The organism is Shewanella sp. FDAARGOS_354, assembly GCF_002209245.2.
Taxonomy (GTDB): Bacteria; Pseudomonadota; Gammaproteobacteria; order Enterobacterales; family Shewanellaceae; genus Shewanella; species Shewanella xiamenensis.
Genome location: NZ_CP022089.2, coordinates 2,536,947 through 2,553,113, shown reverse-complemented (window position 1 = coordinate 2,553,113; position 16,167 = coordinate 2,536,947). Strand labels below are relative to the sequence as shown.

General features: G+C 46.3%; 10 protein-coding genes and 1 riboswitch. Of the genes, 5 read left to right on the top strand and 5 right to left on the bottom strand.

Annotated elements, in window-relative coordinates; genetic code table 11:
- Positions 1 to 83: 83 nt before the first annotated feature.
- Both prfB and lysS read left to right on the top strand, forming a co-directional pair.
- A protein-coding gene (prfB, locus tag CEQ32_RS11555) for a peptide chain release factor 2 (protein ID WP_164925631.1) occupies positions 84 to 1,182 on the top strand; the annotation gives its coding sequence in 2 pieces (ribosomal slippage) (positions 84 to 158 and positions 160 to 1,182; 1,098 coding nt in all).
- A gap of 29 nt (positions 1,183 to 1,211) precedes the next feature.
- On the top strand, positions 1,212 to 2,714 hold the full coding sequence (lysS, locus tag CEQ32_RS11550) for a lysine--tRNA ligase (RefSeq protein ID WP_047538282.1): 1,503 nt from the start codon (positions 1,212 to 1,214) through the stop codon (positions 2,712 to 2,714).
- Between the two features lie 109 nt (positions 2,715 to 2,823).
- Here lysS and CEQ32_RS11545 read toward each other — a convergent pair whose 3' ends face one another.
- Complete coding sequence (locus tag CEQ32_RS11545) at positions 2,824 to 3,264, bottom strand: DUF2846 domain-containing protein (RefSeq protein ID WP_037428736.1); 441 nt, start codon at positions 3,262 to 3,264, stop codon at positions 2,824 to 2,826.
- A gap of 765 nt (positions 3,265 to 4,029) precedes the next feature.
- Here CEQ32_RS11545 and pbpG point away from each other — a divergent pair.
- Together pbpG and CEQ32_RS11535 are read left to right on the top strand one after the other, a co-directional pair.
- Positions 4,030 to 4,995: a D-alanyl-D-alanine endopeptidase gene (pbpG, locus tag CEQ32_RS11540; RefSeq protein ID WP_037414829.1), complete on the top strand. Its 966-nt coding sequence runs from the start codon at positions 4,030 to 4,032 to the stop codon at positions 4,993 to 4,995.
- 211 nt (positions 4,996 to 5,206) lie between these two features.
- Positions 5,207 to 6,778 carry a rhomboid family intramembrane serine protease gene (locus CEQ32_RS11535; RefSeq protein ID WP_088586054.1) on the top strand — a complete coding sequence of 524 codons (1,572 nt, stop codon included), beginning with the start codon at positions 5,207 to 5,209 and terminating at the stop codon, positions 6,776 to 6,778.
- Between the two features lie 41 nt (positions 6,779 to 6,819).
- Here CEQ32_RS11535 and CEQ32_RS11530 read toward each other — a convergent pair whose 3' ends face one another.
- The 4 genes from CEQ32_RS11530 to CEQ32_RS11515 form a co-directional block, all read right to left on the bottom strand.
- Entirely contained in the window at positions 6,820 to 7,917 is a 1,098-nt protein-coding gene (locus CEQ32_RS11530) for a calcium:proton antiporter (RefSeq protein ID WP_055648638.1), read from the bottom strand.
- A gap of 212 nt (positions 7,918 to 8,129) precedes the next feature.
- Positions 8,130 to 10,442 (bottom strand): toxin-antitoxin system YwqK family antitoxin, encoded by a 2,313-nt coding sequence (locus tag CEQ32_RS11525; protein WP_088586053.1) that lies wholly within the window; start codon positions 10,440 to 10,442, stop codon positions 8,130 to 8,132.
- 127 nt (positions 10,443 to 10,569) lie between these two features.
- A complete protein-coding gene (locus CEQ32_RS11520) occupies positions 10,570 to 12,303 on the bottom strand; it encodes a toxin-antitoxin system YwqK family antitoxin (protein WP_088586052.1) in 1,734 nt (577 codons plus the stop codon).
- Positions 12,304 to 12,312: 9 nt separating this feature from the next.
- Positions 12,313 to 14,586 carry a hypothetical protein gene (locus CEQ32_RS11515; protein ID WP_088586051.1) on the bottom strand — a complete coding sequence of 758 codons (2,274 nt, stop codon included), beginning with the start codon at positions 14,584 to 14,586 and terminating at the stop codon, positions 12,313 to 12,315.
- Between the two features lie 282 nt (positions 14,587 to 14,868).
- Here CEQ32_RS11515 and CEQ32_RS11510 point away from each other — a divergent pair, with 282 nt between their 5' ends.
- Positions 14,869 to 15,831: a dienelactone hydrolase family protein gene (locus CEQ32_RS11510; RefSeq protein ID WP_037428724.1), complete on the top strand. Its 963-nt coding sequence runs from the start codon at positions 14,869 to 14,871 to the stop codon at positions 15,829 to 15,831.
- Between the two features lie 140 nt (positions 15,832 to 15,971).
- Positions 15,972 to 16,143, top strand: a riboswitch (Lysine riboswitch).
- The last annotated feature ends 24 nt before the right edge of the window (positions 16,144 to 16,167 follow it).

Sequence of the window (16,167 nt, the reverse complement as noted above, 5' to 3'; positions counted from 1 at the left end):
GCGCGGTTGCAATTACCGTTAAGCGCCGCCTGCTTTGATGGGAAACCCATTAAAACGGCAAAAATAAGCGAAGTTAAAAATCCATGTTTGAAGTTAATCCAGTAAAATTCAAAATTAAGGAGCTTGCCGAGCGTACGCAGCTTCTTAGGGGGTATCTTTGACTACGATGCTAAGCATGAGCGTCTAGAAGAAGTCAGCCGTGAACTTGAAAGTTCTGAGGTGTGGAACGAGCCAGAACGTGCTCAAGCCCTAGGTAAAGAGCGCGCCAGCCTCGAAGCCGTCGTAAAAACTATCGATGATATGGACTCAGGTCTTGAAGACGTTGAAGGTCTACTTGAGCTTGCCATCGAAGAAGAAGACGAAGACACCTTCAATGAAACCACCAAAGAGCTGGATTATTTAGAGAGCCGTTTGGCCGAACTCGAATTCCGCCGTATGTTCTCTGGTCCACAGGACGCCTCAAACTGTTACTTAGACATTCAGTCGGGCAGTGGTGGTACAGAGGCGCAAGATTGGGCCAACATGGTACTGCGTATGTATCTGCGTTGGGGTGAAGCCCACGGATTCAGTCCTGAGCTGATGGAAGTGACCGACGGTGACGTGGCTGGTATTAAGGGCGCGACCATTAAGTTTACCGGTGAATATGCCTTTGGTTGGTTACGTACCGAAACTGGCGTGCACCGCTTAGTGCGTAAATCGCCATTTGACTCATCGGGTCGTCGCCATACGTCTTTCTGCTCGGTATTCGTTTACCCTGAGATTGATGACGATATCACTATCGATATCAACCCTGCTGACTTACGTATCGACGTATACCGCGCCTCGGGTGCTGGTGGTCAGCACGTTAACCGAACCGAATCTGCGGTACGTATTACCCACTTACCGACCAACACGGTAGTGCAGTGCCAGAACGACCGTTCACAGCACAAGAACAAAGATTCGGCGATGAAACAGTTAAAAGCCAAACTGTTCGAATTAGAAATGCATAAGCAAAATGCCGAAAAGCAAGCCGCCGAAGATGCCAAATCTGACATCGGTTGGGGCAGCCAAATTCGTTCTTATGTATTGGATGATTCCCGTATTAAAGACTTACGCACTAGCGTGGAGACGCGCAATACCCAAGCGGTACTCGATGGCGATCTGGACAAGTTTATCGAAGCCAGTTTGAAATCAGGGCTGTAATTAATTCAAAGGTATAGACGAGAAATAAGATGACTGAACAAGTACAAGATGAAAACAAACTGATTGCCGAGCGTCGTGCCAAGCTAGACAGCATTCGCCCGAACTGCAGCGCTAATGCTCACCCTAATACGTTCCGTCGCACCCATAAAGCGGCTGAGTTGCAGGAAAAATACGGTCAAAACACTAAGGAAGAACTCGAAGCCTTAGGTTTTAGAACCAGCATCGCTGGCCGTATCATGGCAAAACGTGGCCCATTCCTGGTGATCCAAGACGTGTCTGGTCGCATCCAAGCTTATGCTGAAAAGGGTGTACAGGCAGATCTGAAGGAGCGTTACCAAGGTCTGGATATCGGTGACATCATCGGCGTAACTGGTCAGTTGCACTTGTCTGGTAAAGGCGATCTGTACGTGAACATGGAAGAGTACCAACTGCTGACTAAAGCACTGCGTCCTTTGCCTGAAAAATTCCACGGCTTAACCGACCAAGAAACCCGTTACCGCCAACGTTATGTGGACTTAATCGTTAACGAAGAATCTCGTCAAGCCTTCGTAATGCGTTCAAAAGTGGTTGCTGCAATCCGTAACTTCATGATCAAAAAAGAGTTCATGGAAGTTGAAACCCCAATGATGCACGTGATCCCAGGCGGTGCTTCAGCCCGTCCATTTATCACTCACCACAATGCGCTGGACATGCCAATGTACCTGCGTATCGCGCCAGAGTTATACCTCAAGCGTTTAGTGGTAGGTGGTTTTGAGCGTGTGTTCGAAATCAACCGTAACTTCCGTAACGAAGGTTTGTCGCCACGCCATAACCCAGAATTCACTATGATGGAATTCTATATGGCCTATGCTGACTACAAAGATCTGATGGACTTAACCGAAGAACTGTTAAGCTCTATCGCGATTGAACTGTTAGGCAGCGCGCAAATGCCATACGGCGAGCACACGGTCGATTTCGGTGGCCCATATGCCCGTTTAAGCATGTTAGAAGCGATTCAGAAGTACAATCCTGACAACGCGACTATCCAAGCCATGACTTACGAGCAAGTGAAAGATCTTGAATTCATGCGTGAACTGGCTATCAGCCTAGGCATCAAGATCGAGAAGTTCTGGACCTGTGGTCAACTATTAGAAGAAATCTTCGGTGAAACTGCTGAATGGCAGTTAATGCAACCGACCTTCATCACTGGCTACCCAGCGGACATTTCGCCACTGGCACGTCGTAACGATGACAATCACTTCATTACCGACCGTTTTGAATTCTTCATCGGTGGCCGTGAAGTGGCTAACGGTTTCAGCGAATTAAACGATGCTGAAGATCAAGATAGCCGCTTTAAGGCGCAGGTTGATGCCAAAGACGCGGGTGACGACGAAGCCATGTTCTACGATGCAGACTATATCACTGCGCTGGAACACGGTTTACCGCCAACAGCGGGTCAAGGTATTGGTATCGACCGTTTAGTGATGTTATTCACTAACACTCACACTATCCGTGACGTGATCCTGTTCCCAGCGATGCGCCCACAGGCTTAATTGCTGTATCGGGTTGCAGATAAAACCTGCGACCCAATGGCATTGGATGAATTTAAAAAACCAGCCTTTTGGCTGGTTTTTTATGGGCGATTCAAGGGGGGAGCAATAGCTATTTTGCCAGTTTACATTCTTGAACGTTTTTCATGCCTTCGGTATCTGAGACTGCTTTTAGTCCTGCACCACCCACAAATACACCCATCTTGATATATTGCTCGAAGAAGTAGTTTTTACCCCCTTCTGTTTTCACTGTTAAATCATTTTCGCTGAATTCAGATTCGGTCGATAACTTTTGCTCACCGGGATCAACTTCTTTGTAAAAATAAACTTTGTTTGCTGACTCACCAATTAGATTGCCGTTAATGTAGATATTTTTCTTCAGTGCTTGTCCAGCAAAGCTATTACGGTAAACATAGATACCGCTTTTATTGTCAGCTGGTTTTTGGAATGTTTTTAATTTGGCATCTTCTTCCTGTGATGCCATCGGCACTGAAGCACAACCAGTCAGAAATAGGCAAATAGCTAACATGGGGGTAAGTAGTTTTTTTAACATCATCAATCCCTAATTTAAAAATAATAACAAGCCTGTGGAGTCGGCTCTCTATATCCATTAATACTGATTAGCTCGGTATTAACTCCTGTTTTCAAGGAAAGGGGGGGCGGGGGATGAACAGAAAAAACATCATCCTGACACAAGCCTACGTGATTTCATATGGCAAATGATTAGTAAAAAGTGCTATTTAATCAGTAAGCTAAACCTACTATCCTTGATGTTGCGCAATATAGCTTAACTTGTATCGGCCCGCTATCTGTTTGTAATTTAAAGTGTGATTTTGTTGCGCCAGTTGTTGGTTTTTGTGATGAGCTTCATTGGCAATATTTCATTTTTCACTATTGAGGTGTTTTAAACTCATTAATGTTATGGCTATAGAGCTTGAGGAAATTAAGAAAGGTAGCTCTATCTTCCATTCGGATCGTTTGCTAAGGCTTTTATCGAAATGGCGGCTTGTCTGCACATCAATGAATAGGTGATTAATAATCTCGATAAGCCAAATGTATTTAGTTTATCATTCTGAATATTAAATCTTTTTTAGCTTTTATGATTGCCGATTTACGATTGTTTGTTAATAGGCACTTTTACTCTGATGTGTTTGTTGGCTCAAAATTAAGATTTTTCTCATAAAGTGAGTGTAAAAAGTGCTGATATTGCTGATAAAAGTCGTGTTCAGTTCTATTCCTTTCGGCATATACCTCTTATACTTAGCCTCAACCCTGTGCCGTAGCACATTCGACTTATTAACGACTCAGTGAATTCTACATGAAGATCCCTTCTCTGCTTGGTAGTTTTATCTTGGTATGCAGCAGTTTAACTGTTGCCGCGACAGCGCATTCAGCCGATTCGGCCTCTGTCACTACAAAAAGCACCGCAACTAAAGCAACTTCTGCTAAAAAAGCCCCTGCTAAGCAGGAGGTGGCAGCTAATAGTGCATTAGTCGTTGATCTTAAAACTAATGAAATTCTCTATTCCAGTAATCCCGATGCCGTAAGGCCCATTGCCTCTGTGACTAAGCTAATGACCGCGATGGTGACCTTAGATGCTAAGTTACCTATGGATGAAAAGCTTACTATCAATATCAATGATACTAAGGAAATGCGCGGCGTATATTCGCGGGTGCGTATTGGCAGTGAAATTAGCCGTAAAGAAATGTTATTGCTGACATTAATGTCATCTGAAAACCGTGCCGCCGCAAGTCTTGCCCACCATTATCCCGGTGGCCATAAAGCTTTTATTAAAGCGATGAATGCTAAGGCGAAAGCCCTAGGGATGAAAAACACTCGCTATGTAGAGCCTACTGGATTGTCAGAGAAGAACGTCTCGAGCGCGCGGGATTTGGTGGTGTTACTAAAGGCTAGCGAAGGCTATCCCATGTTAGGCCAGTTAAGCTCGACCGAAAAGAAAACCGTAACCTTTGGCAAACCAAAGTACAGCCTCGATTTTAGAAATACCAATCGCTTGGTTTATAAAGATAACTGGAATATCCACCTCACTAAAACGGGCTTTACCAATGAAGCAGGGCACTGCTTAGTGATGCGTACCGAAATGGCCAAACGCCAAGTGGCCTTTGTTGTGCTCGATGCCTATGGTAAGTATACCCATATGGCCGATGCTAACCGTTTACGTACTTGGTTAGAAACAGGCAAAGTCACTCCGATCCCCGCGGATGCTAAGCAATATAAGAAGCAGCGCAATCAGCAGCAATTTGCTAAGGTCAGCGAGACCTAAGGCAGGCGTTTCCTGCTTATCCATGTCCCGTCACAGGATAGGTTGACCGTTTTTAGGCCAGAATCGTTCTGGCCTTTTTATTGTCATTTTTCTAGCACTTGTGTTGTAGATGATTGATAGGCTTAACTAAAAGTCAATTAATCACCCCGTAGAGGGTGCGTTGTGTGGCGATACACCGTATTATTGGCAGGTTTTTTCTCTCAAGGATGATATGCGTGTGGCGTTAGTCTTAAAAAAACTCCAGTTGATCTATGTGCCCTTTATACTGCTCTGCCTGCTATTTGTCTCTGGCTACAGCTTGCTCCATTGGTTGTTGATTATCGAGTTCCAACTGCTGAGCATTGACGAATCGATGATCAATTTTTGGCTGCCGCTGATATTGCCTTGGCCCTTGCTGTTTTTCTACTTAAGACCTCGGCTTAAGTTATTCCGCTTTACCAAGAGTAATAGCCGTTTTATCTATTTTGTGATTGCCGTGCTGTTGCTAGCCGTGCCCACTATCGTGGCGCAGGAATACCTTAATAGCGCAACGGGCAAATTGACTCAACTCGAGTCCATCAATGCACTATTGCACCAGCCGCAAACCAAGTATTACCAATTAAATCAGTTTTATATCGATAAAAAACATATCGGCGTACAGCGCAATATTGAGCCGATTGGCAAAGGTAATAGTGAGCTGCGTATGAGCCTGTATATTGCGATGCCGATATTTGCTAAACGTAACGAGAGTTGGTTGGTTGGTGCTAAAGCCTTGGCATGGTATGGCAAAGTTTATGAGAAAACGATCAGTAATAGACTCGAACCGCAGCAGAAAGAAGCGCTATTTCAAGAGTTTATTCATCAGAGCCAGCACGATTTTAATGCCTTTAAGCCTGAAGACTTTGTCTATCTTGACCGTATCGGTCCGTCGACCCGCTACACTCAGCTACTGACCGCTGCCCAAAAAAGCTCAGTGTATTTCGATGGTTATCAAACTGTCTTGATGCCAGTGAATAAGCCCTTCGAGGCGCGTAATGGCCATAAATTAGCGTGGATTATCGCCTGGTTAAGCTTTGGGGCCATTCTGTGGTTGTTGATGATTCTGATGCTAAAACTGGATGAAACGCAGGCGTCTAAGGCGGCGCAGCTAAGCATAGAAAAACCTAAGGCAGAGCTTTATGGCTTTTTGGCAGAATTTAAACCTAGGCAGGGTTTTGTTATCACGCCTATCTTGCTTTATATCAATAGCTTGATATTTGTGTTGATGGCTTTTGCTAGCCAGCACGTTATCGCCTTTCCAAACAGTCTGTTGCTCGATTGGGGCGCAAACCTTCGCCAGTTGGTTTTGGATCAACAAGTTTGGCGGTTGATCAGCAATGTGTTTTTACATGGCGGCTTGATGCATTTGGTTTTTAACTTATACGGACTGTTTTTTGCGGGGATGTTTTTGGAGCCGCTGCTGGGTAAATGGCGTTTACTCGGGGTCTATTTATGTTGTGGTTTAGTGGCGAGCATTGCCAGTATTAGCTGGTATGAGGCGATGATCAGTATCGGTGCCTCGGGTGCCATTATGGGATTATTTGGGGTGTTGATCATGTGGATTTGGTTGGGCTTATTGCCCTTGGCGGACAATATGCCACTTGCTCTGAATCTGACCCTATTTGTTACTGCAAGTCTTGTGATGGGGCTCTTTGGCGGCGTGGATAATGCCGCGCATCTTGGCGGTTTGGGCTGTGGATTATTGCTTGGGAGCCTGCTACGGCCAAATAAGATGCAACCGCAGGCCAATAAAAAGCCGAGGTAAAACCTCGGCTAATGGGTTTTACTATTAAATGTAAGCGGTATTTAGGCGTGCTCAAACATCAGGAAAAGGTACACAATAAACAGCACTATATGGGTCGCACCATGGAGAGCATTGGTTCTACCGCTGCTAAAACTGACTTTGCAGACCATTAAACTGGTGGCTAAAAGCACCATATCCGCCGCAGAAAGGCCTAAGTGTACCTCTTGATTTATCACACTTCCGACAATCAATACTGCGGGCACGGTGAGAGCTATGGTGGCGAGCACTGAACCAAAATAGAGGTTCATCGCCCGCTGCAGTTGATTATTGAGTGCAGCCTTAAAGCCACCTACGGCCTCTGGAGATAAGATCAAACAGGCGACAATAAAGCCGCCCAGTGCTGGCGGCGCCCCGAGAGAGGCCACGCTGTAATTAATGGGCATAGCAAGGGTTTTGGCGAGCAGAATCACCACCAGCAAATAACCAATCAACAGCATAGTGTGGTAGATATTACTGCGCAGTATGCCGTGATGCTCTTCGTGGTCCTCGTGGTCGGCATCGACAAAGAAGTGGCTATGGCTCTTAGTTTGGATCACCAAAAAGATGCCATAGAGCAAAATCGAGATGATGATGAGCATCCAAGACATGGGCTTGGACATGCTGCCAATGGTGCCGCCCTCGGTAAAGTTAGGTAGCACTAAACAGAGCAGGGCGAGGGGAATAATCGCCACTAAATAGGATTTCACCCCATCTAAATTAAAGTGCTGAGTGTGATAGCGCCAGCCACCAAGTAGCAGAGTGATACCAACTAAGCCATTGGTAATAATCATGACTACGGCAAACATGGTATCCCTTGCCATCACTGGATTTGGCTCGCCCGTTAACATCACCGAAGAAATCATCACCACTTCGAGCGAAATTACCGACAGGGTTAAAATCAAGGTACCGTAAGGGTCGCCGAGCTTGATGGCAAGCGCATCCGAGTGACGCACCACGGAGAAAATCGCCCAAGTTACCACTCCGAGTAGGGCGAGTGAAACGGGAATATAGGTTGAGAGAGCCGTGCCATCGGCGAGCAAACTTTCACCGCCAGTCTTGAAGAATACTAACGTGAGTATTCCGAGTAGCAGGGCAAATTCGTCTTTGATAAATGTCTTCATAGGCAGTTGATCCAAAGCGGAAAAAGGCCGTTAGTATAGACATTGGTTATGGCACACTTTGCATGAATATTCTTTTAGATTTGGGGTTAGGCATAAAATTTTGAGCGAGATCGCTTTTTTATTCAAAACCCCAGTTATCGATTAATACCTTTTGCTTAGCCGATTTTGCGAGTCACAAACTAGGCAAACTGCATGCAAGCTAACGTAATTTCTTAGCCATGGTGCTCGGTATTGATCAACTTGCCGAGCTGATCGTAATGATTCCAATCACCCGCTTGGCGATCGGCTATATAGCTGCCTTCACTGCGTTTTTCGCCATTGGGCCAAAACTGTTGCCATAAGCCTTCCCTGCGATCCTTCAGATAAGTGCCTTGTTCGGCGAGTTTGCCATTGACGTGATAATAGCTAGCTTCACCTTCTTTTTGACCCTTTAGCCAAGTTTCACTCAGTTTAGGGTTACCATTTTGATGGTATTCCCTGCGCTCGCCGTCGAGTTCGCCTTTTGTGTATTGGGCTTCGAGTTTGAGCTGGCCATTGCTGTAATACTCTTTGCTGCTGCCATGCTGCTGATTATCTAAAAATTCGCTGCTGGCGGCTAAAATGCCATCCTCATACCAGCTTTCCCATAATCCTGTTTGCAGGCCTTTATCCATAGTGCCGCTAAGTTTAAGCTGGCCATTATTGGGATAATATTCGGCATAGGTGCCCGTTTTATCATTGTTATCATAGGTTTCTAAGCGATAAACCACTTGTTTAAAGCTGTAGTACTCGCTAGTGCCGTGGCGTTTATTATCTTTCCAGTAGGTTTTTTGGCTGATATTGCCCTCGGGGATCGCGCCGTAGGTTGGATCTTTGGCTTCATAGCGGTAATCAATCCACAGGCCAGTTTTTTGATTATCCTCGTATTGGCCGGTGACGCGGCGGCGACCTTGGTAATATTCGGCGTAATCGCCATTGAGTTTGCCGTTAACAAAGGTTTGTTCTTTTTGCTTAAGGCCAGAAGCATATTGGACCCAAAGGCCTTCTTTTAAGCCTGCTTTATATTCGCCTTCTTCATTAAGGTCGCCATTGTAGTACCAACGGCTAAAGTGGCCGTCGAGGGGATAACTATTGCTGTTATCCGCTTTGCTGCGGGCATAGTGAGCAAGTTCTTTCGGTTTGCCATTATCATAAAAAGACTCGTATTTACCGACCCAAGCGCCCTCGATACGCTCGCCGCGCTCATTGACTGTGCCATCTTGGTAAAAGGATTCGGAGCGGCCGGTGAGTTTGCCATCCACATAAACATCTAAGCTGCGGAGCTGGCCATTGGTGTGGTAACGGCGAAATTCTCCGTCACGTTGACCTAGCTTCCATACCTCTGCGGTTTGCAGTTTGCCGCCGTTATAGCGCTCAAATAATCCATCCTTTAAGCCCATGTTGTAGCTGCTTTTTTCGATAAGATTACCGTCCGCATCATATCGCTCAGAAGGGCCGTGCAACGGATATTGACCATTATCAGCCAGTTGCGAGTCCTGGTAGGTGCGCAGTTCTTTAAGTTGGCCATTAGGGTGAAAGTACTTTTGCACGCCTGCGAGCATATCCTGCTTGTAGTTCAAATCGCTGGTGAGCACACCCTCAAGGTTAAAGTATTGCTGGCGCCCCTCTAGCACATCGTTGAGGTATTGCTCTTCGACTTGGAGTTTGCCAAGTTCATTAAATTGCTGGCACTTACCGTGGCGAAGCCCCGCTTGATAGTGGCACAGGCTCGCCAGTTCACCACTGGGGTAGAAGGTGCGTTCTTCACCCTCAAGTTTATCAAGATTAAATTGGCTGGCACTGGCTTTGATGCCATCGTCGAAAAAGGTTTCCCATAATCCTTGGCGACGACCATCAGCATCAAAACGGCCGCTTACGACCACTTGGCCTTCGGAGTTTTGTTCAAGATAGGGGCCGGTGAGTTGGTTATTGGCGTAGGTTTGGCTTTGGGAGAGGGTGCCGTTTTCATAAAAGCTTTCCCATTTACCATGGCGCAGGTTATCAAGATAACTTTCTTGTGCCTGCAATTTACCGCTGGGGAAGAAGCGCTTAACTTGGGATTTTTGGCCATTTTGGTAGACAGTGCTTTGGTTAACATGGCCGTTAGGGCTAAATTCTTTCCATTCGCCAACGGGGACGCCCTTAGCAAATTGTTGTTCTTCGGTTATCGTGCCATCTAAGTCGAACAGCCGCCAAGTACCATCTTGGTAGCCCTGTTGGTAATTACCTTCAACGATTCTGCTGTTATTAGTATGAAATACTTGCCATTTCCCATTAGGTATTCCCTGAGAAAATTGCCCTAAGGTATAGCCTTGGTTATCGCGAACGATGGCGATATCGCCATTTAAGGGCATGCCCGTGGCGAGATTGTAATAGCTGGGGATCCCGTCTTGCTGGCGAATGTCGACCATCATGGAAGATAGATTTTGCGCTGCCAGAGCATGGACACTGACTAGGCTGGCTGCGGCAGTCGCGAGGCTGATAAAGCGAAATGGCGTATAGAACATGCTGATTCCTTGCTCTGGGTCTTAAGGCAGCGCCTTTGCGGCCTATATAATTACTCTGTTGAATTTATGTCTTTGGCGCAGGACATAATGCAGTGCCCTGCGCCAAGGTTTACGTTAATTGATTAAGCTAAAACGTTGAGAAAACAGGGTCAGGAGTCACTACCGGCGGCGGTGTTTCCTGATTCAAAAACTGCCCATGATTGTAGCGATTAATCACCTCTATCCAGCCATGCTCCTCAAACTCGTATTGCTTACCATCAAGCCTGCCCTGATCGTCATAATTGGCGATTTGAAGCACATAATCTTCAGATGAGCGCAGTTCCCAATGGCCGACTTGTTTACCTTGATCGAAGCGACCATACCAATAACGTCTTTCAGGGTTGGGTATTGGGCGGAAACCGTACTCACCATCGGTAAATATCCAATCGCCATCCTGTTGACCATTGCGGTATACGCCTTTTTCATACAGTTGACCATTGTTGGCATAACGTTGCACTAAGCCGTCGGGGTTTCCATGGTTAAAATTTATTAATTCAAGCAGTTGCCCTGAACTTGTCTCATTACGAAACTCGCCATGGAGTTCACCATTGTCATCATAGCTAAAGGTGAGGCTGGCATCTTCTTGCTGCTTCTTCCATTTGCCCGAGGGCTTGTCATTGGTATATTGACCCTGTTCAGCCACCCAACGCTTACCCGTTTCATGGTCGAATTTCACCATTTCATAGGGGCCTTCACGCTTGCCTGCGTTAAAATGCTCGCGGGTGATAACGTCTGTGCCACTTCGGCTCTTGACGGATTCGACATACAAGCCTGTTAATTTTTTATCGAGTTCCTCGCGACGATTCACTAATTCGCCTTGCTCGTAGTCTTCGCTAAGTGACCAATTTTTGAGTAGGTCGTTTTCTGTGCTCTCAATCAGTTGGCCTTTACTAAAGCGCTGCTGTTTACGATAAACCCAGCGATTACCTTGGTATTTGCTATCGGTGGTTTTTTTAATTTGCCCTTGTTCATCGTATTCAATGGCTTGGAGGGCATCACCTTTATCGTTAGTCAGTTCCTTTAATTGGATTTGGCCATTTTCATAGTAAGTCAGTTGCTCACCAACCTTATAATCAGCTTGATATTGGTAATGGCGTTTGACGTTGCCATTGTCAAAATACTCAAAATAGTCACCGTGTCTTTTGTCTTTAACATACTCTTGGGTCGAGATGACTTGCCCATTTAGGCCCCAAGTGGTCTCAGTTCCTTGCAATAGACCATCAACGCGATGCTCTTCACGGTTAAGTTTGCCAAGATTAAAATATTGACTCACGCAGGTTGGGTCATTGCAGATCTTGGCGGTGACTTCACCTTCGGGGCCAAAATGTTCGCTGATGCCGACTTCTTGGCCATCTTTAAAGGTGGTTTTGTAGCGGATATTGCCACCATTCCAATAACCCGTTTCTAGACCTTGTTTCACACCATTTTCATAGTGCGATTCAACATACAGTTGGCCAGTGGCAATGTATTTTTTAAGCAAGCCATGAAGTTGGCCTTGCTCGTTACGAAAGCCTTGCTCGTACGGCTTGCCATCCTCAAAGTAACATTGATATGCACCGCGAAATTGTTCGCTGGTGAGTTTGTTACCGATCTTGTTATCGGCGAGGGCACTGGCGCAAAAAAGCATATCTTTGTTTTTGTAATAAACCTCAGCCTTATAATGGCCGTCGATCACTTCGGTCGATTGTTTTAGATAGTACTGAGCCTGTTTTTCATCTTTGACAACCTTCCAATGGGCATCGAGTAACACCTTTTGTGCACTGGCATGGGTACTGATAAGTACGAGTGCTCCTAGGAGCAGTTTTACAGTAAATGGACGCATAACCGCTCCTTAAGGCAAAGGTTTAAAGGTGAATTCATAGGGGATATCGCTGGGTTCTTTGGCGATCGTCATATAACTCACCTTGGCGGCTGGGCCTGCAATACTCAAATAGCGCCCATCGACTAGCACCTCGTTAATCGGCAGCTCAGTATTTTCGGGGAGTCGAATGCTTAACAGATTGCCTTGGGCATCTTCGACCTTAAAGTAATTGTTAAGATTGCTACTCGGCTCATTGCCATATCCCGTTTGCGCCAGCCAAGATTGTAAATCGATTAACCAAGGGCGGTCTGTCGCGGCCAGTTCTAAAGGCTGCCAATGGATATCACCTTGGCAACGGATCTTACCCTTGATCTGTTTATCGTAGAAAAACTGCCGCACATGATCCGGAGTCATCAACATATAGGCACTGCCGCTTAGGGCATTGGGAACAAACTGCCAAGTGACGGGATTTTTACCCTCATTAAAACCTTGTTCTATTTCAGGTTTACAGGCGGTCGCCAAAGCCGCTGACATGGGAATAGATAGATTATGGCCATTGTCAGACACCAGTTTTATCCCTTGGATCGTATTGACCTCATTTTTAGCGCTATCTAGCGTCGGATTGGTGAAGCTACCTAGGCTGGCGTTACCAAACTCGGTGGGAGGATTCGCCAGATTTTTGTCGTACTCGGTAAATTGTACAAAGCGAATCGTCTTGGTTTGAGTCAACTCCGGCTGGGGTTGTTTCTCGATTAACACCACGGTTTTTGGGGTCTCATCGAGCTTGAGTAAGAGTGCGTTGCTGGTGAGGTGATGGCTCTCATCGGCTCCAATTAATTGTTCTAGCAGCTCCTTTTCCGTCGCCGTTAACCAGGAGGGATAATTACCTTCGCGACGGGCATCTGCGATCATGCCTTTAAACTGTTGGAAAGGCAGGTTAATACTCTGATCCTCACTCTGTTTTGATATGACTTTAAACAGTTTCGCCTCGGCATCGAGCACCTGGATTGTTAGGCTGGCATCGCCAAAGGTGTAAGGTGTTGCCAGCAATTCATCCCACGACTTTTCGACGATCTTATTCGTCTGTGGGATAAGCGTTAGCTTGGCATTAATATGGTCTATCTGCTTGAGTTTATTCGCAGTGTTATCCCACCCCGTCGCAATAATATCGGTTGCAGATTCAATCGAGGGATTATAATTCCTCGCCCAACCTCTACCGTGCTGCCAGAAGTGAATGTCAATCGCTTTGCCGTTAGCATCAAAGGCGCTTAAGTCCTCATAACGTACATCGGCTTCCACATATTGCGGGCTCATATTGTGGACAAAGCGCAATTGCAGATCTTCAGGGGTATCAGTACCCCAAGGGCCAACATTATCTAAAATACCTTGTTGATCAGGTAATAAGGATTTTATAAATGCCTCATTATTGGGGCGATACTCCTGCGGTACCTCGCTAATGCGGTATAGCTCCTTTTGCCGATCATCCCTATCGCGCTCAGCATCAAATCTATCATCGGCATGCCAAAGCGTGCTCATGATATACGGCCTATCCTTAGGCGCCATCACGGTACGGTGGGTGAAAGTACTGCCTTGGCGCTCTTCCCGTTGAAAAAACGCCATGCTCTCTAACCAACCGGTTTTACGGTTAACTTCGAACTTGCCATAGGCCTTATACTTGCCTTTTTCACCTTGTAACACGGCGATTAATTTATCTTCACTGACCTGCTCAACCGTCCAAGTTAAGCGCCCATCCATCGGGGCGCTTGTGCTATAACCGACGCGAGGCTCAAGCGCCACAGGCAAGGTTGGGGCTTGTTTAAACAAGTTATTAAGATTTTGCCAGCGCTCAAATAACTCCTTGATATCTTTTTGATCCATCTTGGCAATGGGTGTCAGTTGGCGGACTTCACCATTGTTAAATTCCACATTAAAGCCATCTTTAACCAACTGAGCGAGTTCATTGGATTTGGCTTTTGGGTCGATATTACTCACCGGGATCGGCATGCCATAATCGCTAATTTGCAGCAGGTTAGGTTGGATAAAAAAGCGGGCATTATGGGTTAGTGGCGTGGTTAAGCTGGCCGCCTTACCTTCTGTATCTTGTAACTGGTAATCCAGCAGCAATCGTGCCTGCAACACTTTACGAGTTTCGAAACCATCGTTGAGGTGTGAAGTAGAAATAATCTGATACTCGCGCGAAGCGGGTATACTTGCTGACTTATCAGAAACCTGATTATCGCAAGCCGTTAACCCAAGCGTGAGCGTGACAGTGGTACAAAGTACCCTGCATATCCCTATAGCCATTTGAACTCCATTGGTAACTTATGTTATTGAAATGTAATGATATTAATATGTTGTTTGGCGACATTATACACAAAAATGCCCCTAGGGAATAAAAAGCTCACGCCAATTTGGGCGCATGGTCAACCATAAATTGGCTATTGATGAGTGGAGAATTATTAAATGGGCGGCATAAAGCTAATTGCCCTGATAAGCTCTCATCCTTTACTCTTGGTAAGGCCGCTAGATAACTCACAAGCTAGGGAATATAAACCAGTGGTTAGCTTGTTTAATGGAGAAAGAACGATGAGCCCAGATCATAAGCCAGAACTAACCACACCACCTTTCCCTGTCATTCCTCAGGAAGCCTTTGACTGGTATGACGAATATGCCCACGGCATTATCGACCGCCGTGAGTTTATGGCTCGCCTTGCGGGCCTTGTGGCACTGGGTTTTACCATGACCACGCTGACGGGCGCACTAATGCCTAATTACGCCTTAGCCGAGCAAGTCTCCTTTAACGATCCCAGCATTCAAGCCAGTTATGTAAAGTTTCCATCTCCCGATGGTTATGGTGAAGGCCGCGGTTATTTAGTCTTGCCAAACGCGTTGCTGATCCCAGGCCAAAAGGCGGGCGATCCTAAGACCTTAGATCTCAGTAAAAAAGCCCCTGTGGTATTGGTGGTGCACGAAAATCGTGGCTTAAATCCCTATATCGAAGATGTGGCTCGCCGCTTAGCGGCCAAGGGGTATATCGCCTTTGCCCCAGATGCGCTTTACAGCCTTGGTGGATATCCTGGTAATGATGATGCGGGCCGCGCCATGCAAGCTAGCCTTGATAGAGCCAAAATCGAGCAGGACTTTATCGCCGCCGCGCGCTTTTTAAGGTCGCACCCGCAGAGTAATGGCAAACTCGGTGCCGTCGGTTTCTGCTTTGGTGGCTATATCGTCAATATGCTCGCCGCCACCATTCCCGATGAGCTAGCGGCGGGTGTGCCTTTTTATGGCACACCCGCAGCAACTGAGCTGCGCAGCCGCGTGAAAGGCCCACTGATGTTGCAATTTGCCGCTTTAGATCAACGGATTAACGATACATGGGCCGAGTATGAAGCCCAGCTAAAGGCTAATAAAGCCGATTACGTCGCTTATCTTTACCCGAATGTGAATCATGGTTTTCATAATGACTCCACCGCCCGTTATGATGAGCCAACGGCTGAGCTCGCATGGACAAGAACCTTAGATTTTTTTGGTAAACATTTACTCGTATAAGTCCATTTGGCGCTATTGCAACGCTTGATGGGCTGATGTTTCTTGTGTTACCAACTTGTAGGTGATTCATTGTTTTATACGCGAGTGGGATCAAAATACTTGCTATCGGTTCCCATCTCGCTAGAATGCCCGCTCGAATACCTTTAAGTAGAGGCGCGCTGCCTATGACTACTTGTGCGGAGGGTGATGCCGCAGATGTACAAGGAAAGGAGTCAGCGCCGAAGTAGCCAGGTCATCAAACCGAGCTGCTGGTTTTGCATCAAATAGGTGCAAGACTGCCATAGTCATCCACTATGGAGCGCTACCTGAAGGGGCTGAGGAGTAATACCTCCCTAT

Bases quoted from the DNA above. Each gene is read 5' to 3' on its own strand.
- lysS (WP_047538282.1), top strand. From the start codon at position 1,212: ATGACTGAACAAGTACAAGATGAAAACAAACTGATTGCCGAGCGTCGT.
- CEQ32_RS11545 (WP_037428736.1), bottom strand. From the start codon at position 3,264: ATGTTAAAAAAACTACTTACCCCCATGTTAGCTATTTGCCTATTTCTG.
- pbpG (WP_037414829.1), top strand. From the start codon at position 4,030: ATGAAGATCCCTTCTCTGCTTGGTAGTTTTATCTTGGTATGCAGCAGT.
- CEQ32_RS11535 (WP_088586054.1), top strand. From the start codon at position 5,207: ATGCGTGTGGCGTTAGTCTTAAAAAAACTCCAGTTGATCTATGTGCCC.
- CEQ32_RS11530 (WP_055648638.1), bottom strand. From the start codon at position 7,917: ATGAAGACATTTATCAAAGACGAATTTGCCCTGCTACTCGGAATACTC.
- CEQ32_RS11525 (WP_088586053.1), bottom strand. From the start codon at position 10,442: ATGTTCTATACGCCATTTCGCTTTATCAGCCTCGCGACTGCCGCAGCC.
- CEQ32_RS11520 (WP_088586052.1), bottom strand. From the start codon at position 12,303: ATGCGTCCATTTACTGTAAAACTGCTCCTAGGAGCACTCGTACTTATC.
- CEQ32_RS11515 (WP_088586051.1), bottom strand. From the start codon at position 14,586: ATGGCTATAGGGATATGCAGGGTACTTTGTACCACTGTCACGCTCACG.
- CEQ32_RS11510 (WP_037428724.1), top strand. From the start codon at position 14,869: ATGAGCCCAGATCATAAGCCAGAACTAACCACACCACCTTTCCCTGTC.